The sequence below is a fragment of the Roseateles sp. Mitsp63 genome (assembly GCF_059491535.1).
This window is the reverse complement of sequence record NZ_CP168509.1, coordinates 3,469,932-3,492,002: the sequence shown is the minus strand read 5'-3', so window position 1 is coordinate 3,492,002 and position 22,071 is coordinate 3,469,932. Positions and strand designations below refer to the sequence as shown.

The 22,071-nt window shown below is 71.8% G+C and carries 19 protein-coding genes; 16 read left to right on the top strand and 3 right to left on the bottom strand.

All coding sequences use genetic code 11. The features are described 5' to 3' along the window. Positions 1–144 precede the first annotated feature (144 nt). From ACEN96_RS15380 to ACEN96_RS15370, 3 genes are all read left to right on the top strand, one after another. Positions 145–507: a hypothetical protein gene (locus ACEN96_RS15380; protein WP_495588618.1), complete on the top strand. Its 363-nt coding sequence runs from the start codon at positions 145–147 to the stop codon at positions 505–507. A gap of 28 nt (positions 508–535) precedes the next feature. Beyond that, the gene (locus ACEN96_RS15375) at positions 536–1,678 is read left to right on the top strand and encodes an ABC transporter substrate-binding protein (RefSeq protein WP_495583962.1); all 1,143 of its coding nucleotides are present in this window, start codon (positions 536–538) and stop codon (positions 1,676–1,678) included. A gap of 142 nt (positions 1,679–1,820) precedes the next feature. Then, positions 1,821–2,282 carry a winged helix-turn-helix domain-containing protein gene (locus ACEN96_RS15370; RefSeq protein ID WP_495583961.1) on the top strand — a complete coding sequence of 154 codons (462 nt, stop codon included), beginning with the start codon at positions 1,821–1,823 and terminating at the stop codon, positions 2,280–2,282. Here the strand turns inward: ACEN96_RS15370 and ACEN96_RS15365 are convergent. Beyond that, on the bottom strand, positions 2,231–4,405 hold the full coding sequence (locus ACEN96_RS15365; protein ID WP_495583960.1) for a glycoside hydrolase family 2 TIM barrel-domain containing protein: 2,175 nt from the start codon (positions 4,403–4,405) through the stop codon (positions 2,231–2,233). The two genes, ACEN96_RS15370 and ACEN96_RS15365, sit on opposite strands and share 52 nt — an antisense overlap. Continuing rightward, the gene (locus ACEN96_RS15360) at positions 4,402–5,325 is read right to left on the bottom strand and encodes an alpha/beta hydrolase (RefSeq protein WP_495583959.1); all 924 of its coding nucleotides are present in this window, start codon (positions 5,323–5,325) and stop codon (positions 4,402–4,404) included. The genes ACEN96_RS15365 and ACEN96_RS15360 overlap by 4 nt, the downstream gene beginning before the upstream one ends. A gap of 215 nt (positions 5,326–5,540) precedes the next feature. On the opposite strand from ACEN96_RS15360, the gene ACEN96_RS15355 reads away from it, so the two are divergent. The 13 genes from ACEN96_RS15355 (at position 5,541) to ACEN96_RS15295 (ending at position 21,113) form a co-directional block, all read left to right on the top strand. Then, a complete protein-coding gene (locus ACEN96_RS15355) occupies positions 5,541–6,329 on the top strand; it encodes an SDR family oxidoreductase (protein ID WP_495588617.1) in 789 nt (262 codons plus the stop codon). Between the two features lie 49 nt (positions 6,330–6,378). After that, positions 6,379–7,233 carry an ureidoglycolate lyase gene (locus ACEN96_RS15350; RefSeq protein WP_495583958.1) on the top strand — a complete coding sequence of 285 codons (855 nt, stop codon included), beginning with the start codon at positions 6,379–6,381 and terminating at the stop codon, positions 7,231–7,233. 20 nt (positions 7,234–7,253) lie between these two features. Beyond that, entirely contained in the window at positions 7,254–8,531 is a 1,278-nt protein-coding gene (locus ACEN96_RS15345; RefSeq protein WP_495583957.1) for an L-fuconate dehydratase, read from the top strand. A gap of 134 nt (positions 8,532–8,665) precedes the next feature. Further along, positions 8,666–11,536, top strand: a complete 2,871-nt coding sequence (gene galA, locus ACEN96_RS15340) for a beta-galactosidase GalA (RefSeq protein WP_495583956.1) — start codon at positions 8,666–8,668, stop codon at positions 11,534–11,536. A gap of 15 nt (positions 11,537–11,551) precedes the next feature. Further along, entirely contained in the window at positions 11,552–13,135 is a 1,584-nt protein-coding gene (locus tag ACEN96_RS15335) for a sugar ABC transporter ATP-binding protein (protein ID WP_495583955.1), read from the top strand. Beyond that, a complete protein-coding gene (locus ACEN96_RS15330) occupies positions 13,132–14,115 on the top strand; it encodes an ABC transporter permease (RefSeq protein WP_495583954.1) in 984 nt (327 codons plus the stop codon). The genes ACEN96_RS15335 and ACEN96_RS15330 overlap by 4 nt, the downstream gene beginning before the upstream one ends. 62 nt (positions 14,116–14,177) lie before the next feature. Continuing rightward, positions 14,178–15,119 (top strand): ABC transporter substrate-binding protein, encoded by a 942-nt coding sequence (locus ACEN96_RS15325; RefSeq protein ID WP_495588616.1) that lies wholly within the window; start codon positions 14,178–14,180, stop codon positions 15,117–15,119. A 57-nt stretch (positions 15,120–15,176) separates the two neighbouring features. After that, positions 15,177–16,196: an aldo/keto reductase gene (locus tag ACEN96_RS15320; RefSeq protein ID WP_495583953.1), complete on the top strand. Its 1,020-nt coding sequence runs from the start codon at positions 15,177–15,179 to the stop codon at positions 16,194–16,196. Then, positions 16,193–17,038 (top strand): amidohydrolase family protein, encoded by an 846-nt coding sequence (locus ACEN96_RS15315; RefSeq protein WP_495583952.1) that lies wholly within the window; start codon positions 16,193–16,195, stop codon positions 17,036–17,038. Before ACEN96_RS15320 ends, ACEN96_RS15315 begins: the two co-directional genes overlap by 4 nt. Continuing rightward, complete coding sequence (locus ACEN96_RS15310; RefSeq protein WP_495583951.1) at positions 17,032–18,042, top strand: zinc-binding alcohol dehydrogenase family protein; 1,011 nt, start codon at positions 17,032–17,034, stop codon at positions 18,040–18,042. The genes ACEN96_RS15315 and ACEN96_RS15310 overlap by 7 nt, the downstream gene beginning before the upstream one ends. Then, positions 18,036–19,229 (top strand): mannitol dehydrogenase family protein, encoded by a 1,194-nt coding sequence (locus ACEN96_RS15305; RefSeq protein WP_495583950.1) that lies wholly within the window; start codon positions 18,036–18,038, stop codon positions 19,227–19,229. Before ACEN96_RS15310 ends, ACEN96_RS15305 begins: the two co-directional genes overlap by 7 nt. A 14-nt stretch (positions 19,230–19,243) precedes the next feature. Beyond that, positions 19,244–19,573: an L-rhamnose mutarotase gene (locus ACEN96_RS15300; RefSeq protein WP_495583949.1), complete on the top strand. Its 330-nt coding sequence runs from the start codon at positions 19,244–19,246 to the stop codon at positions 19,571–19,573. Continuing rightward, a complete protein-coding gene (locus ACEN96_RS15295) occupies positions 19,563–21,113 on the top strand; it encodes a UxaA family hydrolase (RefSeq protein WP_495583948.1) in 1,551 nt (516 codons plus the stop codon). Before ACEN96_RS15300 ends, ACEN96_RS15295 begins: the two co-directional genes overlap by 11 nt. Before the next feature lie 28 nt (positions 21,114–21,141). Here the strand turns inward: ACEN96_RS15295 and ACEN96_RS15290 are convergent, their stop codons facing one another. After that, positions 21,142–21,867, bottom strand: a complete 726-nt coding sequence (locus ACEN96_RS15290; protein ID WP_495583947.1) for a FadR/GntR family transcriptional regulator — start codon at positions 21,865–21,867, stop codon at positions 21,142–21,144. Positions 21,868–22,071: the final 204 nt, after the last annotated feature.

Here is a 22,071-nt window from a genome sequence, read left to right as displayed (position 1 = left end):
GGCGCCACCCGTCTCCACCATCTCCACCGCCTGCCCGACAGCAGCCCGGAGACGCTGTGGTTCGTCCTGATCGACGAGAGCAACCGCCTGTCAGGCCCGCTGGGCCTGACGTCCTTCCCTCCCCCTGACCTCAAGAAAGAACCCATGAGCAACCTGCAACAGTCGATGACGACCGCCATGACGATCGACGGCGCCCTGGCGGCCGCCCTGGTGGATTTCCGCAGCGGCATGTGCCTGGCCCAGGCCGGCACCGGCCTCAACCTGGACCTGGCCGCGGCCGGCAATACGCAGGTGGTGCGGGCCAAACTGCAGACCATGGAGTCGCTGGGCCTGCGCAAGGGCGGGATCGAGGACATCCTCATCACGCTCTCGGACCAGTACCACCTGATCCGGCTGGTGCCCAACAACGCCGGCCTGTTCCTCTACCTGGTGCTGGACCGCAGCAAGGGCAACCTCGCGCTGGCACGCTACAAGCTGACCGAGATCGAACGCGGCCTCAAGGTCTGAGCGCCGATCCCCCGCCAGGAGCATCCCCATGCGATCGATCCACCATCTGCTGGCCGCCGCCCTCACCGCGGCAGCGGCCGCGACCTTCGGCACCGCGTTCGCGGCCGAGCCAGCGGCCACCGGCACCCTCCTGCTCGGACAGGTCGCGCCCTTCAGCGGCCCCTCGGCGCGGCTGGCCGAGGACTACAACCTCGGCGCCCGCATCTTCTTCCAGGCGCTCAATGAACACGGCGGCATCAACGGCCAGCGCATCGAGCTGCGCACGCGCGACGACCGCTACGACCCCGCCGAGACCGCGCGGCTCGCCAAGGAGCTGATCACGCAGGACGGCGTCTTCGCGCTGTTCGGCACCGTCGGCGCCAGCACCACGCTGGCCGCCATGCCGGTCGCGGCGGCCGAGGGCGTGCCGCTCTTCGCGCCGTCGACCGGGGCCGAGTCCCTGCGCTCGCCCTTCAACCGGCTGGTGTTCCACATCCGCGCGGGCGATCACGAAGAGGCGGACTACATCGTCGAGCAGTTGGCCGTCAGCAGCCTGCGCCAGATCGCGGTGTTCCATCAACGCGATGCCTACGGCAAGGCGGGGCTGGAGACGGTGACCAAGGCGCAGGAAAAACGCGGCTTCAAGATGACGGCCATCGCATCGGTCGAGCGCGATGCCACCGACGTGGCCGCGGCCGCCCACGCGCTGGCCGCCGCCAAGCCGCAGGCCGTGGTGCTCGTCGCCTCCTACACGTCCAGCGCCGCGCTGGTGAAGGCGATGCGCAAGCTGGGCTACGCGGGCCAGTTCGTCGCGACTTCCTACGTCGGCGGCAAGCCGCTGGCCGACGAACTCGGCAACGAGGGCAGCGGCCTGTGGATGTCCGAGGTGGTGCCCTTCCCCTGGAGCGACGGCACGCCGCTGCAGCGCGAGTACAACCAGGCCATGCAGCGCGCCGGCGTGCCGCATCGCAGCTTCGGCTCGATGGAGGGCTACCTGGCGGCCAAGGTCTTCGCGGAAGGCCTGCGCCGCGCCGGCCGCGACCCCACCCACACCCGGTTCGTCACCGCGCTGGAATCGATGCAGGGCTGGGATGCCGGCGGGTTCCGGATCTCGTACTCGCCCACCGACCACAGCGGCACGCATCGCGTCGAGATGACGATGATCGGCCCCGGCGGCCGCTTCGTGCACTGATGCCGCGATCGGCGCAGCGGTTTACATCTTGTAGGGATTCGGTGACAACGCCCGCGCAAATCGTGGACAAATTCACAGCGCCACACCCCGGTGTCTTGTAGAGTTTCACCTACGTTGTCGTTGTAACCCTACAGGAGGGCCGATGTTTCTCGCGAATTCCCCCATTTCCGCCCAGAGCCGGCCGACCGAAGTCGATATCGAACTCGACCTCACGCGCGCCCCTGCCACTGCGGCGGTCCAGGCCTCGTGGACAGAGCAGCCGCAAGGCGAATCCTGCTGGCGCTTCGGGTCCTGCTCGGTCCGTCCGGCCTGCCGGGAGGTGGTCGTCGGTGGCGAGTTCCGCTACCTGCAACCGCGTCCCTTCGACCTGCTGGTGCATCTGATCGAGTGCCGCGACCGCGTGGTCACCGCCGATGAACTGCTCGACGCCGTCTGGGGCGAGCAGGAAGTCCAGCCCGGCGCGCTGAGCATGGCGATCGCCCGCGTGCGCGCGGTGCTGCAGGACGCGATGGACGGCCGAGGCGAAGCCATCCGCACTTATCACCGGATCGGCTACCGCTTCGTCGCGCCCATCGAGGGCGACGTCATCGCCGCCGCCGGCTGAAGCGCCGCGCAGGGCGCGTCAGGCGCGGCGCAGGATGGGGCGGTCACGTCCCATTCGACGCGATCGGCGCTGCCGCGATCGTCCTGCACGCGCAGCGTGACGCGGCCGGGCTTGAGCGCGACGGACCAGGTGGCGACGCGATCGATCACCGGCACCGTGCCCGCATCACGGCCGTCGACCTGCAGCGTCGCCCGCGTGCCATTGCCATAGGCCTTCACGGCCACCGTCCCGGCGGGCCGCGGGCTGGCCCGGCGATTCGCCAGGTGCAGCACCGGCGCGCGCTGCCACCAGGCACGCCACAGGTGATACGCGTCCTTCAGATAGCGCCTGTCGTAGGTGATCAATCCCTTGTCATTGAGGCCGGGCGCGTCGCCTTCGTTGCGCCCGGCGGAAGCGTGATCGAAGCCGAGCCATACGAACTGGGCCCACACGAAGGGCCGGGCGGCGAGCTGCCGCGCATAGGCCTCGTGGAAGAGCGCCTGGTACTGCTCCGGGTGCCAGCGGCCGCCGGGCTGCGGGCGCCGCGGCGGATCCTCCTGCTGCAGCACGCTGCCGCCAGCGCCGAACTCGCTCAGCGCGATCGGCTTGCCGGGCAGCCGCCGATGCAGTTGATCGAGCCACGGGCCGATGTCGTCGAGCCCGCCGTCGTACCAGCCCCAATAGCGGTTGTAGGCGGCCAGATCCGTCTGCAGCGCCATCGGATGGTCGTCCGCGGCGCAGCAGTGGGCGTAGCTGGTCGGGCGCGATGGATCCTCGCGATGGGCCAGGCCGTGCAGATGGGCGAGCAAGGCGCGGACCGGCTCGTCGCTGCGGTAGACCTCGTTGCCGATGCCCCAGACGGCCACCGACGGATGCTGCCGGGTCTGCCGCACGAGCTCGCGCAGCTGTTCGTCGAGCTGGTCGCGGAAGGATGGCGTCTCCTTCATCGCCGCGTTGAACGGGATCTCGGTCCAGAGCAGCAGGCCGAGCTCGTCGGCGCGCTCGTAGACCCGCGGCGGGTGCTGGTAGTGCACCAGCCGCAGGCCCGTGACGCCCAGATCCATGAGCAGGCGCAGGTCCTGGTCGATCTCCGCGTCGCCGACCGCCACGCCGCGGCCGGGGCGTCCGGGATGGAAGTAGTTGACGCCGCGCAGCGGGTACGGTCTGCCGTTGAGCAGCAGGCCGCGGCCGGGATCCACGGCGATGTGGCGCAGGCCCACCGGGAGCTGGACCGCGTCGACCACGGCCGCGCCGCGCCGCAGTTCCACGCTGAGACGGTACAGATACGGATCCTCCACGCCCTGCCAGCGATGCGGCGCCGGCACGCGCATCACGGCCTCCGACACGCGCCCGCTCCCGCCCTCGAGACGCAAGTCCTGACGCGCGCGCTGCACCACGCGGCCTCGCGCGTCGCGCAGCGTGACGAGCACGTTCCCGGCCCGCGCCGCGCCCGCATCGTTGCGCAGCTGCACGCGGACGCGCAGGCGCGCTTCGCGCGCATCCAGGGCTTCGGTGTCCACCGCCACGCCGGGTCCGCCGTGATCCAGCAGCTCGATGTGCAGCGGCGCCGTCTCGATCAGGCGCACCGGGCGGATCAATCCGCCGTAGATGGTGAAGTCGCCGCCCAGCGGGGCGACCTCGGGCAGTTCGCCGTTGTCCACCCGCACCGCGACCAGATTCGGTCCGGGCTGGAGGAACGCCGTGATGTCCAGGCGGAACCGCGCGTAGCCGCCTTCATGGCGCCCGGCATGCCGGCCATTGATCCAGACATCGGCCGCGAGCGTGGCGGCGTCGAATTCGAGGAAGCGGCGCCGCGCCTGCGGCCCGGCCGCCGGCAGATCGACGATCCGCCGGTACCACGACGCCCCGCGTCGATAGGCGCCGCCGCGCTCGCCATCCACGCCGTTCCAGGTGTGGGGCAGCGTCACCCGTGGCCAGGCGCCGTCGTCGAAGGCGGGATCGGCGGCCGCCGCGGCGTCCCCCGTGGCGAAGGCCCATCCGTCGACCAGCGGCGTGGAGGTTCGTTGCGCGCGGGCCGCGCCGCAGAGCGACAGCAGCAACAGCAGCAACAGCAACAGCAACGGCACCGCCCGCGTCCCCTCCGCGGCGCCCGCACGCCGCGGCGGCATGAAGAGGCGATTCATCGGAAGAGACGCTGCGAGAACTGGTACAGGTTGTCGCTCCAGCTCTCGCGGTCATGCCCGCTCGCATCGACATTCCAGACATGACGGATCCCTTGCCCGAGCAGGTCCCGGTGCACCCGCTGCGAGACGCTGATCAGCCCGTCGCGGTTGCCGCACGACAGGTACAGCAGCGCCAGCTGCTTGCGCAGCGCGCCGGGATCGGGCGTCAACTCGGCGGTGGGCCGCGTGTTGGGCGCGGAGGAAAAGCCGCCGATCCACGCGAAGGTCTCCGGATGGGACAGGCCGATGTTGAGCGCCTGCCCGCCGCCCATCGACAGGCCGGCGAGCGCGCGATGCCTCGCATCCGCCTGGACCGGGTAGGCGGTCTGGACCGCCGGGATGAGGAAGTCCAGCAGGTCGCGCTCGAACTTCGCGAAGCCCGCCGCGTTGGCTTCGGTGAACACCTGGTCGGGCGGCGGCACGCTGTCGTCCTGCAGCGCGCGGCCATTGGGCATCACCACGATCATCGGGACCGCCCGGCCATCGGCGATCAGGTTGTCCAGCACGGCATTGGCGCGCACGTAGCCGGTCCATTCGTGCTGGTTGCCGCCGATGCCGTGCAGCAGGTAGAGCACCGGATAGGTCCGATCGCGCGAGTAGCCCGCGGGGAGATAGACCAGCGCCTTGCGCCGCCCGCCGGTGACGCCGGACAGGTAGCTGAACTCCTCCACCTGGCCCTGGGCCACGCCGGGACGCGCCGTATCGAAGCCTCGCGGCGGCTCGGGCGTCACCCGGACATCGTCGGCCGCCAGCACGATGGCCCGGCCGAAGTTGGCCCGGGCCGACTCCGGACTGACGGGATCGGCCTGCCGCGCGTGCGCGACGGCGGAGAGCAGCAGCACAGCGGCGCAAGCCCGCGTGGTGAAGGAACGGCGTGTCATCGATAAGCGTCCAAAGGCATGTGGCCAGACCAGTATCCCCATGGCGGATTCCGGTCTTACCGGTGAAAACACTGAAGGCGCCCAACGCGAAAGTCCCCGGATTTTGGTCGGACCAATTTGAAACGAATCGAATCAAGGGAAGTCCCCTACTGGGGACGAATGCACACCCTGGCCTAAACTGGTCAGACCTCTTTGCCGGCCGAGCCACCGTGGACATGCCCCTCACGCCCCCTTCCGCCGCTGGCGCCCTGGCCGGCAAGACCATTCTGATCACCGCCGCCGGCCAGGGCATCGGCCGCGCCAGCGCGCTGGCCTGCCTTGCCGCCGGCGCCCAGGTGATCGCGACCGACCTCGCCCCCGCCGGCCTGGACAGCCTGCGGGAGGAAGCCGGGCCCGCGGCGCGGCTGCGGACCGCGCCGCTGGACGTGCGCGACGACGGCGCCATCCAGTCCCTCGCCGGCCAGTTGCCGCCGCTGCAGGGGCTCTTCAACTGCGCCGGCTTCGTGCATCACGGCTCCGTCCTCGACTGCGACGAATCGGCCTGGGACTTCAGCATGGACCTCAACGTCAAGAGCATGTGGCGCACGCTGCGCGCCTTTCTCCCCGGCATGCTGGCCGAGGCCGCGCGCGCCGGCGGGTCCGCCTCGGTGCTGAACATGGCCTCGATGGCCTCGTCGGTGAAGGGCTTCCCCAACCGCTGCGTCTATGGCGTCAGCAAGGCGGCGGTGATCGGCCTGACCAAGTCGGTCGCCGCGGACTTCGTCAAGCAGGGCCTGCGCTGCAATGCGCTGTGCCCCGGTACGGTGGACACGCCCTCGCTGCGCGGGCGCATCGCCGCGGCCGCCGATCCGGCCCAGGCCGAGCGCGACTTCATCGCGCGCCAGCCGATGGGGCGCCTCGCCACGGTGGACGACATCGCGCCGCTGGTGGTGTTCCTGCTCAGCGACGCGTCCCGCTTCATCACGGGCCAGGCCGTCAGCGTCGACGGCGGCGTCACGATCTGAACGCCAGCGCCGCCTCCGGTCTCTCCGATCCCTTCCCGCCAGGACTCCCATGAAACTGCTCCGCTACGGCCCGCCCGGCCACGAACGCCCCGGCCTGCTGGACGCCGACGGTCATGTCCGCGATCTCTCCGGCCATGTCGACGACCTGGCCGGCGACGTGCTGACCGAGGCCGGCCTGTCGCTGCTGCGCAAGCTCGATCCCGGCGCCCTCCCCCGCGTGCCGGGCATCCCGCAGCAGGACCTGCGGCTCGGCCCCTGCGTCGGCCAGGTCGGCAAGTTCGTCTGCATCGGCCTGAACTACGCCGACCATGCCGCGGAGTCCGGCCTGCCGGTGCCGCAGGAGCCGGTGGTCTTCGCCAAATGGACCAGCGCGATCTGTGGGCCCGATGACCCGATCCGCATCCCGCGCGGCTCGGTCAAGACCGACTGGGAGGTCGAGCTCGGCGTCGTCATCGGCGAGGGCGGTGCCTACATCGACGAGGCCGACGCCATGAAGCATGTCGCCGGCTACTGCGTCGTCAACGACGTGTCCGAGCGCGAATGGCAGCTCGAACGCGGCACGCAGTGGGACAAGGGCAAGGGCTGCGACACCTTCGGCCCGATCGGCCCCTGGCTGGTCACCGCGGACGAGATCCCGGACCCGCAGCAACTGGGCCTGTGGCTGGAGGTCGACGGCCACCGCTACCAGGACGGCAACACCCGCACGATGGTGTTCAGCGTGGCGCAGATCGTCAGCTACCTGAGCCGCTTCATGAGCCTGCAGCCGGGGGACGTGATCTCCACCGGCACGCCGCCCGGCGTCGGCCTGGGGCAGAAGCCGCCGGTCTTCCTCAAGCCCGGCCAGACCGTGCGCCTGGGCATCGCCGGACTCGGCGTGCAGACCCAGCGCACCGTCGCCGCCTGATCCCCGCCCGCCGCCACGCCATGACCCGCATCACCGATCTGCGCACCATCGACGCGCGCTTCCCCACGTCCGCCCATCTGGACGGGTCGGACGCGATGAACCCGGATCCGGACTACTCGGCCGCCTACATCATCCTGACCACCGACCAGCCTGGCCTGGAGGGCCACGGCCTGACCTTCACCATCGGCCGCGGCAACGACCTGTGCTGCCGCGCCATCGAGGCGATGCGGCACCTGGTGGTCGGTCTGGACCTGGACTGGATCGCCGCGGACATGGGGCGCTTCTGGCGGCACGTGACCTCGGACAGCCAACTGCGCTGGATCGGTCCCGACAAGGGCGCGATCCACCTGGCCACCGGCGCCGTCGTCAACGCGGTCTGGGACCTCTGGGCGAAGGCCGAGGGCAAGCCGCTGTGGCGCCTGGTCGCCGACATGAGTCCCGAGGAGCTGGTGCGCTGCATCGACTTCCGCTACCTCACCGACTGCATCACGCCGGACGAGGCGCTGACGCTGCTCACCCGCGCCGCCGAGGGCAAGGCCGAGCGCCTGGCCCTGCTCGAGCGCGAGGGCTACCCCTGCTACACGACCTCGGCCGGCTGGCTCGGCTACCCGGACGACAAGCTGCGCCGGCTCTGCCAGGAGGCGGTGGACGCCGGCTTCAGCCATGTGAAGCTCAAGGTCGGCCGCGACCGCGAGGACGACATCCGCCGCCTGCGCATCGCCCGCGAGGTGCTGGGCCCGGACCGCCGCCTGATGATCGACGCCAACCAGGTCTGGGACGTGCCGGTCGCGATCGACTGGCTGAAGGACCTGGCCTTCGCGCACCCGTGGTTCATCGAGGAACCCACCAGCCCCGACGACGTCGAGGGCCACCGCGCCATCCGCGAGGCGGTCGCGCCGATGCGGGTCGCCACCGGCGAGATGTGCCAGAACCGCATCCTGTTCAAGCAGTTCATCATGCGCGGCGCCATCGACGTGGTGCAGATCGACAGCTGCCGCCTGGGCGGCGTCAACGAGGTGCTGGCGGTGCTGCTGATGGCGGCCAGGCACGGCCTGCCGGTGTGCCCGCACGCCGGCGGCGTCGGCCTGTGCGAGTACGTGCAGCATTTGTCGATCATCGATTTCCTATGCGTTTCCGCGACCCGCGAGGACCGGGTGATCGAGTACGTCGACCATCTGCACGAGCACTTCGTCGATCCCTGCGTCGTGCGCGGCGCCGCCTACCTGCTGCCGACCGCGCCGGGCTTCTCCATCACGATGAAGCCCGAGTCGCTGGAGCGGCATCGCTTCCGGGGATGAGCCGGCGGCTCGGTGTTTACACCGGTAAGACCAGAAATCGTTTCTGAGAAACTGGTAAGACCAAATTAGAGGCCCTCAGAGCCTCGACGGGCCCATCGCCGCTACGGCGGCGCGGTCCTCGCCATGGAGACTAGATGCTGAAGATCCTGCTGCGGCCTGCGTCGCTGATCCGTGGGCTGACGATCGCCTGGATGACGGTCACGGCCCTGATGCCCGCCGCCGCGAACGCGCAGGCGCCGGGCGAGCGTCTGTCGCTGGACGCCGGCTGGCTGTTCCATCGCGGCGAAGTGCCGCCACCGCCCGTCAAGGGGCACGGCGCCAGCTATCACCAGGCCAAGGCGGGCGGTGTCGTGGGGGCCGGCGGCGCCGAGTTCGACGATTCCGGCTGGCGGCGGCTGGACCTGCCGCACGACTGGGCCATCGAGAACGCCTTCGACCCGGAGGAGAACGCCTCGCAGGGCTACCGCGCCCGGGGCATCGGCTGGTACCGGCGCTACCTGCAACTGCCGGCCTCCGACCGGGGCCGCCACATTGAGCTCCAGTTCGACGGCGTCGCCACGCACAGCACGGTGTGGGTCAACGGCATCGTGGTGAATCGCAACTGGTCCGGCTACAACGGCCGCGCCATCGACATCACGCCCTACCTGCGCTTCGGGGACGACATCAACAGCATCGCGGTGCGCGTCGACGCCGAGGCCCAGGAAGGCTGGTGGTACGAGGGCGCCGGCATCTACCGCCATGCCTGGCTGGTCAAGCGCGACCCGCTGCACATCGCCACCGACGGCCTCTACGCCAACCCGGTGGAGCGCGGCGGCCGCTGGACGCTGCCCGTCGAGGTGCAGGTGGACAACACCGGCGAGGCGGCCCGCGCCGCGATCGTCGCGCTGCAGGTGACCGGCCCCGACGGCCAGGTCATCGCGCAAGGGGACACCCGTGTCAGCGTGGCCGCGCTGGGATCCGCCACGGCCCGCATGACGCTCCAGGTCCCGCGGCCGCGGCTGTGGTCGCCGCGCTCGCCGCAGCTGTACCGCGTGCGCGCGGTGCTGCGCCAGCCCGGCGCCGGCCCGCTGCGCGAGATCGACAGCACCGAGCTGCACACCGGTTTCCGCACGCTGCGCTTCGATGCCGCGCGGGGCTTCTTCCTCAATGGCGAGCCGCTCAAGCTGCAGGGCGTGTGCATCCATCAGGACCATGCCGGCGTCGGCGTCGCGGTGCCCGAGGCGATCTGGGAGTTCCGCCTGCGGCGCCTGCAGGAGATGGGCGTGAACGCGGTCCGTTTCGCCCACAACGCGGTGGCGCCGGAGGTCATGGACCTGGCGGACCGCCTGGGCCTGCTGGTGATGGACGAGAACCGCAACTTCAATCCGAGCCCTGACACGATGGCGCAGCTGGAGTGGCTGGTGCGGCGTGACCGCAACCGTCCCAGCGTGATCCTCTGGTCCATCTTCAACGAGGAGCCGCTGCAGGGCACCGCGCAGGGCCGCGAGATGGCCCGCCGCCTGGTCGCCGCGATCAAGCGGCTGGACCCAAGCCGCCCCGTCACCGCGGGCATGCACGACGGCCTCTTCGCCGAGCGCAACGCCTCGCAGGTGCTGGACGTGGCCGGCATCAACTACCAGGTCTACGCCTACGACCGCTTCCATCGCGAGCATCCCGGCCAGCCGATGACCAGCACCGAGGACACCTCGGCCTACATGACGCGCGGCGCCTGGCGCAGCGACCGGCAGGCGCAGGTGATGGGCAGCAGCGACGACGAGCCCGCCTCGTGGGGACAGACCCATCGCGACGCGTGGCGGCACATCGCCGAGCGGCCGTTCATGGCGGGCAGCTTCGTGTGGAGCGGCATCGACTACCACGGCGAGCCCACGCCCTTCCAATGGCCCAGCGCCTCCACCTTCTTCGGCGCGCTGGACCTGTGCGGCTTCCCGAAGGCGGCGTTCTACATCCACCAGGCGCAATGGGTGAAGGACCGGACCGTGGTCAAGGTGCTGCCGCACTGGAACTGGTCCGGCAGCGAGGGCCGGCCGGTGAAGGTGATGGTCGCCACCAATGCGCCGCGTGTGCGGCTGCTGCTCAATGGCCAGCCGGTCGCCGAGCAGGCGCCGGACCGCGACGGCATCGTCAGCGTCGATGTGCCTTATGCGCCGGGCCGGCTCGAGGCGGTCGCGCTGCAGGGCTCGCGCGAACTGGCCCGCGACGCGGTGGAAACCAGCGGCGCTCCGGCGCGCCTGGTGCTCACGCCCGACCGCGCCGCGCTGGCCGGCGACGGCCGCGATGCCGTGCCCGTGACCGTCGGCGCGGTCGACGCGCAAGGCCGCGCGGTGCCCACCGCCAATCTGAAGGTGCGCTTCGAGGTCTCCGGCGCTGGCCGCCTCATCGGTGTCGGCAACGGCGATCCCAACTCGCACGAATCATCCAAGGCGCCGGAGCGCTCGCTCTTCAACGGCCTGGCGCAGGTGATCCTGCAGACGGACCGCGACGGCCAGGGCCCGCTGCGCCTGCGCGCCACCGCCGACGGACTGGAGAGCGCCGAAGCCGTGCTCGACGTGCGCGCGGCCCGCATCGCGTCGGTGCCGGGCGCCGAGGCGATCAGCCGCGTGGGGGGCTGGCGCATCTCGCCGCCGCAGGCCGCGCGCCCCGATCCCAACCAGGTGCTGGCCGAGAACGACATGAACAGCTGGGGCTGGGGCGAGCCGCCGATCCGGCAGGTGGTCGAGGGCGGCGTCTGGCGCGCCTATCGCGCCTCGCTGCGGCTGCGCGCGGACCGCAACGATGGCCGCGGCCGGCTGCAGTTCCAGGAGATCGCGGGTCAGGCCGAGGTGTGGGTCGACGGCGTCAAGATCGGCGAGAAGACGTCGCCGGCGCCGGGACCGCTGAGCCTGCCGATCGCCCAGGGGCCGGGCTGGCGCACGATGACCGTGCTGGTGCGCGCGCAGGCGGGCGAGCCCTCGGGCCTCATCGGTCCCGTGTCGCTCGAACGCGGCGCGGCGGCATCCGCCCCCTGACGCGAGAAGGCCCCGATGAACGCGCTGCCGTCCCCATCCCCCGCGCCCGCGCCCAGGCCCGAGCCTGCGCTGCTGGGCATGCGCGGCGTGTGCAAGCGGTTCCACAACGTCGTCGCGCTGGCGGACGTGGCGCTGGACGTGCATCGCGGCGAGGTCCATGCGATCTGCGGCGAGAACGGGGCCGGCAAGTCGACGCTGATGAAGATCCTCAGCGGCGTGCAGGCGCCCGACGACGGCGAGATCCACATCGACGGCCAGCCGGCCCGCATCGACAGCCTGGCGCGCGCGCAGGCGCAGGGCATCGTGATGATCCATCAGGAGCTGAACCTGGTGCCGCACCTCACGGTGGCCGAGAACATCTGGCTGGGCCGCGAGCCGCGGCGCGGCTGGTTCGTCGATCGCGACCGCCAGCGCGACGGCGCGCGCGCCTGCCTGGCGCGCCTGGGCGCCGCCATCGACCCGGACGCCCTGGTCACGACGCTGCCGATCGCGCAGCGGCAGCTGGTGGAGATCGCCAAGGCGCTGTCGCTCCAGGCGCGGCTGCTGATCATGGACGAGCCGACCTCCTCGCTCGGCGAGGCCGACGCGGCGCGCCTGCTGCAGGTGGTGCGCGAACTGCGGCGCGAGGGCGTCGCCATCCTCTACATCTCGCACCGGCTCGATGAACTCGGCGCGATCGCCGATCGCGTCACCGTGCTGCGCGATGGCCGCCACATCGCGACCCGGCGCTGGGAGGAGACCTCGATCGACGAGATCGTCAGCCTGATGGTGGGCCGCGACCTCGACCAGCAGTTCCCGCCGGCCACGCGCCGTCCCGGCGGCGAGGTGCTGCTGCGGGTGCGCGGCCTGCGGCGCCGCGGCGTCCTCGGGCCGCTGGACTTCGAGCTGCGGCGCGGCGAGATCCTCGGCTTCGCCGGGCTGGTCGGCGCCGGCCGCACCGAGACCGCGCGCGCGCTCTTCGGCGCCGATCCGCTGGATGGCGGCGAGGTCGCGCTCGGCGGCCGCCCGCTCGACATCCGCTGCCCGCGCGACGCGATCGAGGCCGGCATCGCCTACGTCTCCGAGGACCGCAAGGCCCACGGCCTGGCGGTGACGATGAGCGTCGCCCACAACATCACGATGGCCAACCTGCCGGCGCTGACCCGCGGGCCCGGCATCATCGACGCGGCGCGCGAGCGGCAGACCGCCGAGCGCTTCATCGAGCAGCTGCAGATCCGCACGCCGTCGCCGGACCAGATCGCGCGGCTGCTCTCCGGCGGCAACCAGCAGAAGGTGGTCATCGCCAAGTGGCTGTTCCGCCAGGCGCGGGTGATCGTCTTCGACGAGCCCACCCGCGGCATCGACGTGGGCGCCAAGTACGCCATCTACGCGCTGATGGACCAGCTTGCGGCGCAGGGCGTCGGCGTCGTGCTCATCAGCTCCGACCTGCCCGAGATCTTCGGCCTGACCGACCGCATCGCGGTGTTCCGCCAGGGCCGCATCGCCGGCGTGCTGGACACGCGCCGCGCCAGCCAGCAGGACGTGATGCGCCTGGCCTCGGTCGGCCCGGCCTCCCCTTCCCTCGCGCCGCACGCGGCGCCCGACCCGGTGTCTCCATGAACGAACGACAGAAAGACCTGCTCCAGAAGTTCGCCGCGCTGGCCGGCCTGCTGGCGCTCGTGCTGGTGTTCTCGCTGACCAGCGGCGCCTTCTTCAGCGTGGGCAACGCGATGACGGTGTCGCTGCAGGTGACCACCATCGTCTACCTGGGTCTGGGCGCCACGCTGGTGATCCTGACCGGCGGCATCGACCTGTCGGTGGGCTCGGTGCTGGCGCTGTCCGGCGTCGTGGCCGGGATGCTGGTCAAGCAGGGACTGCCGGTGGCGCCCGCGATGGCGGCCGGCGTCGTGGTCGGCGGGCTGTGCGGCGCCGTCAACGGCCTGTGCGTGACGCGGCTGCGGCTGCCGCCCTTCATCGCGACGCTGGGGATGATGCTGGTGGCCCGCGGCCTGGCGCTGCAGCTGACCGACGCGCGCGCGATCTCGGGCCTGGGCGAAGCCTTCGGCGTGCTGGGCAACGGGGCGCTGTGGCGCGTCGAGGAGATCGATGCGCAGGGCTTCCCGAACGTCCTCTTCCCGGGCATCCCCTATCCGGTGCTGCTGATGGTGGCGCTGGCGGTGATCGTGGGCCTGCTGCTGCGCCGCACGCTGCTGGGCCGGCATCTGCACGCGGTGGGCTCCAACACGGAGGCGGCGCGCCTGTCCGGCGTCAACGTGGGGGGCGTCGCGATGTTCGCCTACGTCTGCTCCGGCGCGCTCGCCGGCCTGGCCGGCTGCGTGCTGATGTCGCGCCTGGTGACCGCGCAGCCCAACGAGGGCGTGATGTACGAGCTCGACGCCATCGCCGCCGCGGTCATCGGCGGCACCTCGCTCAGCGGCGGCGTGGGCAGCGTCTCGGGCACCGTCATCGGCGCCTTCGTCATCGGCATCCTGCGCAACGGCCTGAACATGAACGGCGTGTCGGCGTTCTCGCAGCAGATCATCATCGGCCTGGTCATCCTCGTCACCGTGTGGATCGACCAGCTCCGCAACCGGCGCTGAAGACCGGCCCATCCCTCCAGGAGACCCGCATGCCCCGCACCCCGTCATCCGCCTTCCCGTTCATGGCCCGCGCGCTGCGGCGCACGCTGCTCGGCGCCAGCCTGGCGCTGCTGGGCGCGGCGGCCCAGGCCGGCGAGATCGCCGTCATCGTCAAGACCACCAACTCCAGCTTCTGGCAGAACGTCAACAAGGGCGCGGACGCCGCGATCAAGGAGACCGCCGGCCACACGCTGACCTTCTCCGGCCCGGCCTCGGAATCGGCGGTCGCCGACCAGGTCAACCTGGTGGAGAACGCCGTCAACCGCCGCGTCGCGGGCATCGTGCTCGCGCCCTCCGATCCCGACGCGCTGGTGCCGGCCATCAAGCGCGCCTGGGAGGCCCGCATCCCCGTGGTGCTGATCGACTCCCGGCTCTCGGACGCCGGCAAGACCTACTACCAGTCCTTCCTGGCCACCGACAACAGCGCCGCGGGCGAGCTCTGCGCCAAGGCCCTGATCGCCCGCATCGGCACCACCGGCAAGGTGGCGCTGATGTCCTACGTCGCCGGCGCCGGCTCGGAGGCGGATCGCGTCGGCGGCTTCAAGCGCTACCTGCAGGCGCACTCCAAGCTGGAGATCGTCGGGCCGTACTACTCGCAGTCCCAGATGGCCACGGCGATGAACCAGACCACCGACGTGCTGGCCGCGCATCGCGACCTCAAGGGCCTGTTCGGCGCCAACGAGCCCACCGCCGTGGGCATGGGACGCGCGCTGCTGCAGAGCGGCCGCGCCGGCCAGGTGGTGGCGATCGGCTTCGACGGCAACCAGGACCTGCAGAAGTTCGTCCAGGACGGCACGCTGGAGGGCATCGCGGTGCAGAGCTCCTTCCGCATGGGCTATCTGGGCGTGAAGACCATCGAGGAGCTGCTGCAACGCAAGCCGGTGCCCAAGTTCCGCGACACCGGCGTGGTCTGGGTCAACAAGGCCAACCTGCAGTCGCCCGAGGCCCGGGCCGTCCTCTACTGATCCGTGACCGCCGATCCGATGACCGAGCTCCTGATGCCCGCCGCCCCGCTCTCTGCCATGGCCCCCGCCGATCGCGTGCTGCCCCGCGGCGGCCTGCGCCTGAGCGCGCTCGGACTGGGCGCCGCCGCGCTCGCCGGGCTCTACGACGCGGTGGACGAGGACACCGCCGCCGCGACGCTGCGGGCGGCCTGGGACGCGGGCCTGCGCTACTTCGACACGGCCCCGTTCTACGGCTACACGCGCAGCGAGCGCCGCGTCGGCGCCTTCCTGGCCGGGCGGCCGCGCGACGGGCTGGTGCTGTCGACCAAGGTGGGCCGGCTCATGGAGCCGGACCTGCCGGCGCGGCCCGGCAGCGATGGCTGGGCCGATCCGCTGCCCTTCCGCCCGGTCTTCGACTACAGCCATGACGGCGTGATGCGCTCGTTCGAGGACAGCCAGCGGCGCCTGGGCGGCGCGCGCATCGACCTGCTGCTGGTGCACGACATCGGCCGCGCCACGCACGGCGCCCAGCACACCCGCCATTGGCGCGCGCTGACGCAGGGCGGCGGCTTCCGCGCGCTGGAGTCGCTGCGGAGCCAGGGAGCGGTGCAGGCCATCGGACTGGGCGTCAATGAATGGGAGGTGGCCTGGGACGCGTTGTCGGCCGCCCCGATCGACTGCGTGCTGCTGGCCGGCCGCTACACGCTGCTGGAACAGGGCGCGCTGGGCTTCCTGGACCGTTGCGCGGTGGACGGCGTGGGCGTCGTCGTCGGCGGGCCGTTCAACTCCGGCCTGCTGGCCGGCCAGGCCAGGTACGACTACGGCGGCGTGCCAGCCGCCGTGCGCGAGCGCGCCGACGCGCTCGCCGCCCTCTGCGCCGAATGGCAGGTGCCGCTGCCGGCGGCGGCGCTGCAGTTTCCGCTCGCCCATCCGGCGGTGGTCAGCGTGCTGTCGGGCATGCGCGCGCCGCAGCAGGTCCAGGACAACGTGGCATGGATGCGGCAGGCGATCCCGGGCGCGCTGTGGCGCGCGCTGCGCGATCGCGGCCTGATCCACGCGGGCGCGCCGCTGCCGCGCGATCCGGCGGAGTCCGCATGAAGGTCGACGCGCACCAGCATTTCTGGCGCCTCGCGCAGCGGGAGGGCCAATGGCCGCCGCCCTCGCTGGCGGCCATCCATCGGGACTTCGGCCCGGCCGATCTCGAGCCCGAGCTGCGCGCCTGCGGCATCGACGCGACGGTGCTGGTGCAATCGCTGCCCAGCGCCGAGGACACGCGCTGGATGCTGTCGGTCGCCGCGGCGACGCCGTGGGTCCGGGGCGTGGTGGGCTGGGTCGACTTCAAGGCCCCCGACGCGCCGGCGCGCATCGAGGCGCTGGCCCGCGATCCGCTGCTCAAGGGCCTGCGGCCGATGCTGCAGGACCTGCCCGAGGACGACTGGATCGCCGACCCCGCCTGCGATCCCGCGGCCGCGGCGATGACGCGCCTGGGCCTGGTCTTCGACGCGCTGGTGCTGCCGCGGCAGTTGCCGGCGCTGCACCGCTTCGCCGCGCGCCATCCCGATCTGGCCATCGTCATCGACCACGCCGCCAAGCCGCTGATCGCGCGCGGCGAGATGACGCCCTGGCGCGGCGATCTCGCGGCGCTGGCCGCCCTGCCCCGCGTCCATTGCAAGCTCTCCGGCCTGCTGACCGAGGCGGGAGACCGGCGCGGCGACGCGGCGCTGCATCCCTACGTCCAGGCGCTGTGGACGCTCTTCGGCCCGCGGCGGCTGCTGTGGGGCAGCGACTGGCCGGTGCTGCGCCTGGCCGCCGATTACGCGCACTGGTGGACCCAGGCGCGGCGCCTGGCGCAGCAGCTCGTTCCCGCGCCGGCGCCCGCCGACCTCGATGCCCTGTTTGGCGGCAATGCCGCCGCCCTCTACCGACTCCCGCCATGCTGACCGTCCTCTGCGAATCCCCGGGCCTGCTCGCCGTCCATCAACGTCCCAAGCCGGAACGCCGTCCCGGCGAGGTGCTGCTGCGCGTGCGCCGCGTCGGCGTGTGCGGGACCGACATGCACATCTTCACCGGGCATCAGCCCTACCTCGCCTACCCGCGGGTCATGGGTCACGAGCTCTCCGGCGTGGTCGAGGAGGCGGACCCCGACAGCGGCCTGCAGCCCGGCGACGCGATCTATGCGATGCCCTACCTGTCCTGCGGCGACTGCGTCGCCTGCCGCCAGGGCAAGACCAACTGCTGCGTGCACATGCAGGTGCTGGGCGTGCATCGCGACGGCGCCTTCACCGAGTACCTCAGCCTGCCCCGGCGTTTCGTCGGCAAGGCCGACGGCCTCACGCTGGACCAGGCGGCGATGCTGGAATTCCTGGCCGTGGGCGCGCATGCGGTGCGCCGCGGCGAGGTCGGCAACGGCCAGCGCGTGCTGGTGGTCGGCGCGGGACCGATCGGCCTGGGCGTGATGATCTTCTCGGCGCTGCGCGGCGCCGCCGTCGCGGCGCTGGACAGCCGCGAGGACCGGCTCGACTTCGCGCTGCGGCACACCGGCATCGCGGCCGCGGTGCCGCTGGGCGACGGCGATGAGGACGAGCTCGCCCGCATCACCGATGGCGAGTTCTTCGACGTGGTGTTCGACGCCACCGGCAATCCCGCGGCGATGGAGCGCGGCTTCCGCTTCATCGCGCATGGCGGCCGCTACGTGCTGGTGTCCATCGTGCAGGGCGACATCCGCTTCTCCGATCCGGAGTTCCACAAGCGCGAGGCCACGCTGCTGAGCAGCCGCAACGCCACGGCGGAGGATTTCGGCACCGTGATCGCCGCGATGCGCCAGGGCCAGGTGCCCCACGAGGCGCTGGCCACGCATCGCCTGGCCCTGGACGACCTGCCCCGGAGCTTCCCGTCGCTGCTCGATCCGCGCCAGGGCGTCATCAAGGCGCTGGTCGAATGCTGAGCGCCCTCATGAGCACGCCCGCGGCCGCCCCGTCGAGCGTCCGGCCAAGCGTCCGGCCGAACGGCGACTCCCCCATCCTGCAGTTCGGCACCGGCCGGTTCCTGCAGGCGCACGTGGGCCTGTTCGTCAGCGAGGCGGCGGAAACCGGCGAGGCCCTGGGCGGGATCACCGTGGTCCAGAGCACCGACGATCCGGCCAGCACGCGCCGCGCGCAGGCGCTGGCCCGCGACGAAGGCGTGCCCATCGTGCTGCGCGGCCTGGTGGCCGGCGTGCCGGTGGAGACGCGCCGCATCAGCCGCTCCGTGCGCGAGATCCTGCATGCCGCGAGCGACTGGCACGCCGTGCGCGAGCGCGTGCGCGGCCCGGTGCGCGTGATCGTCTCCAACACCGGCGACGACGGCTGGGCGCTGTCCCTGAGCGACGGCCCGGCGCTGCTGGCCAGCGCGGCGCCGGCGCCGCGGTCCTTCCCCGCCCGGCTGCTGGTGCTGCTGCACGACCGCTGGCAGGCGGCGCCGGAGGCCGGCCTCACGGTGCTGCCCTGCGAGCTGGTGTCGCGCAATGGCTCGGTGCTGGGCGACCTGGTCGTGGGGCAGGCGCGCGCGTGGCAGTGCCCCGCGCCCTTCATCGACTGGCTGCTGTCGCAGGTGGTGTGGGCCAACTCGCTGGTCGACCGCATCGTGGCCCAGGCGCTGGAGCCGGTCGGCGCGGTGGCCGAGCCCTACGCGCTGTGGGCCATCCAGGCGCAGCCCCGGCTGCAGCTGCCCTGCCGCCATCCGGCCATCGTCGTCACCGACGACCTCGCGCGCCATGAGCGGCTCAAGCTCTTCCTGCTGAACCTGGGCCACACGATGCTGGCGGAACTCTGGCGCCTCTTCGAACGCCCGGCCGGCATGACGGTCCGGCAGGCCATGGAGGACGGCGCGCTGCGGGAGCCGCTCGAGCGCACCTGGCTGGACGAGGTGCTGCCCGTGCTCGACGCGCTGGGGCAAGGCGACGAGGCGCTGGTCTACCTGGCCGCGCTGCGCGACCGGCTGCTGAACCCCTTTCTCGAGCACCGGCTCGCCGACATCGCGCAGCACCACGCGCGCAAGAAGGCGCGGCGGCTGCAGCCCGTGGTGGAACTGGCGCGGCGCCACGTGCCGGGCCTGGCCCAGCCGCGGCTGCGCGCCGCGCTCAGGACCCCGTGATCAAGGAGCAGGACATGGAACGGATGGGCATGGTGATCGGCATCGCGCCGGAGCACATCGCCGAATACAAGCGCCTGCACGCGGCCGTCTGGCCCGCCGTGCTGGCACGGCTGGCGGCGTCCAACGTGCGCAACTACAGCATCTTCCTGCGCGAGCCGGAGAACCTGCTGTTCGGCTACTGGGAGTACCACGGCAGCGACTACGCGGCCGACATGGCCGCCATCGCCGCCGATCCCGAGACGCAGCGCTGGTGGACCTTCTGCGGCCCGTGCCAGCGGCCACTGGAGAGCCGCGCCGGCGGCGAGCACTGGGCCGCGATGGAGCAGGTGTTCCATGTCGACTGACGGCGCGGGCGAAGCCGCCACCCCATCCGCGCTGATCGTGCTGCACCCCGGCGACAACGTCGCGGTCGCGCGGATCGCGCTCGGTGCCGGCGATGGCATCGCGCGGCCGGACGGGACGGCGCTGCGGATCGCGGCGCCGATCGACGCGGGACACAAGGTCGCGCTGCGCCCGATCGGGCGCGGCGAGCCCGTGTTCAAGTACGGCCAGCCGATCGGCCTGGCCAGCGCGCCGATCGAGGCCGGTGCCCACGTGCACGTGCACAACCTGGAGATGGGCGACGCGATGCCCGCTCGCGCCGCCGCCGGGCGGACCGCCCTCCCGTTGCTGCCGGCCGGGGCGGCGGCGACCTTCGAGGGCTACCGCCGCGCCGACGGCCGCGTCGGCACGCGCAACTACATCGGGGTCATCGCGTCCGTGAACTGCTCCGCGACCGTCTGCAAGGCGATCGCCCAGGTCTTCCAGGGGCCGGGTCTGCCCGCGGGCGTGGACGGCGTGGTCGCGATCACCCATGGCAGCGGCTGCGGCATGAGCGCGGACGGCGAAGGCTTCGTGCTGCTGCAGCGGACGCTGCGCGGCTATGCGTCGCATCCCAACTTCGCCGCCGTGCTGCTGGTCGGGCTGGGCTGCGAGGTCAACCAGATCGAGCCTCTCATCGAGGCCCTGCCGGGCGCGACGCGCGAGCGCCTGCGCACGCTGACCATCCAGGACGCCGGCGGCACCCGCGAGGCCGTCGAGCAGGGACAGGCGCTGGTGCGCGAGCTGGCGGAGCAGGCGGCGCTGGCCCGGCGCAGCACGGCGCCGATGTCGGCCCTGGTGGTCGGGTTGCAGTGCGGCGGCTCGGATGGCTACTCGGGCATCAGCGCCAATCCCGCGCTCGGCGCCGCGGTCGACCTGCTGGTGCGCCATGGCGGCTCGGCCATCCTGTCGGAGACGCCGGAGATCCACGGCGCCGAGCACCTGCTGACCGCGCGGGCCGCGTCACCCGAGGTCGCGCGGCGGCTGATGGCGCGCCTGCACTGGTGGGAGCGCTATGCCGCGAGCCATGGCGCGCAGCTGAACAACAACCCGTCGCCCGGCAACAAGGCCGGCGGCATCACGACCATCCTGGAGAAGTCGCTGGGCGCGGTCGCCAAGGGCGGCAGCAGCCCTTTGAACGAGGTGATCGAGTACGCCGAGCCGGTCCGCGCGCGCGGCCTGGTCTTCATGGACACGCCCGGCTACGACCCGGTGTCGGCCACCGGCCAGGTCGCGGGCGGCGCCACGCTGATCTGCTTCACGACCGGCCGCGGCTCGACCTATGGCTGCAAGCCGGTGCCGACGCTGAAGCTGGCCACCACCACCGCGCTCTTCGAGCGCATGCGCCTGGACATGGACTTCAACGCCGGCGGCATCGTCGACGGCACGCAGACCGTGGCGCAGGCCGGCGAGGCGCTCTTCGCGCTGATCCGCGAGGCCGCCTCGGGCCGCCGCACGCTCAGCGAGGAGCACGGCCTGGGCGACAACGAGTTCGTGCCCTGGCAGCTGGGCGCGGTGATGTGAGCGGTCCGGCGCCGGCGCGGGGCGCGGCTCAGAGCGTCAGCGCGCCGCGGGCCGGGATCTCCGCGCCATCGCCGATCCATCGCGCATGCGAGGCGATCAGGTGGCGGCACACCGCCGCCGAGGCGGCCTGCGGATCCCTGGCCTCCAGCGCCTGCAGGATGGCCTCATGCTCGGCCAGCGCGTCCTTCCACGTCAGGGCCGACTCGACCTGGCCGCACATGCGCAGCGACAGCGGGCTGTGGCGCCCATCGAAGAGCGAGCCCACCATGCCCACCAGCACCGAATTGCCGCTCATCTCGGCGATGCTCAGGTGGAAGCGGCGGTCCGCCTCGACCGGCTTGAGCCCGTCGGCCAGCTCGGCGCGCATCGCCTCCAGCGCCTCCTGCACGCGCTGCAGCCCGGCCTTGGTCACGCGCGCCGCGGCCAGCGTGATCACGGCGCTCTCCAGCACCAGCCGCGCATGCATCAATTCAGCCGGGCTTTCGCCCAGCGACGGCGTGCCGGCGTCCTCCTGCGGCGCCAGGCTGGTCACATAGACGCCGGACCCGCCGCGGATCTCGATCCGGCCTTCGATCTCCAGCGCGATCAGCGCCTCGCGCAGCGAGGGCCGCGAGACGCCCAGTTGCAGCGCCAGTTCCCGCTCGGCGGGCAACCGGGCGCCGGCGGAGAAGCCCCCGGCGTCGATCAAGGACCGGATGCGGTCGGCGACCAGTTGGTATTGCCGGCGTGCTTCGCCGCGTTGTTGGATGGCCATGCGCTCCCCCGAGCTCCTGAAAGTGGACTGACCAATGGTACCGCTCCCGGCTTGCAGCCGGCGGCGGCGCGGTGGCAGTCTGGTTGAACATCGGTCGCAAGTTCGTGATCCGACCGTTGTAGTCACAAAATGTGCGATTAGGGGTATCCACTGGTCAGACCAACATTTATCGATGGCAAAGTGGCATGACCAAAGCGGTTTGAC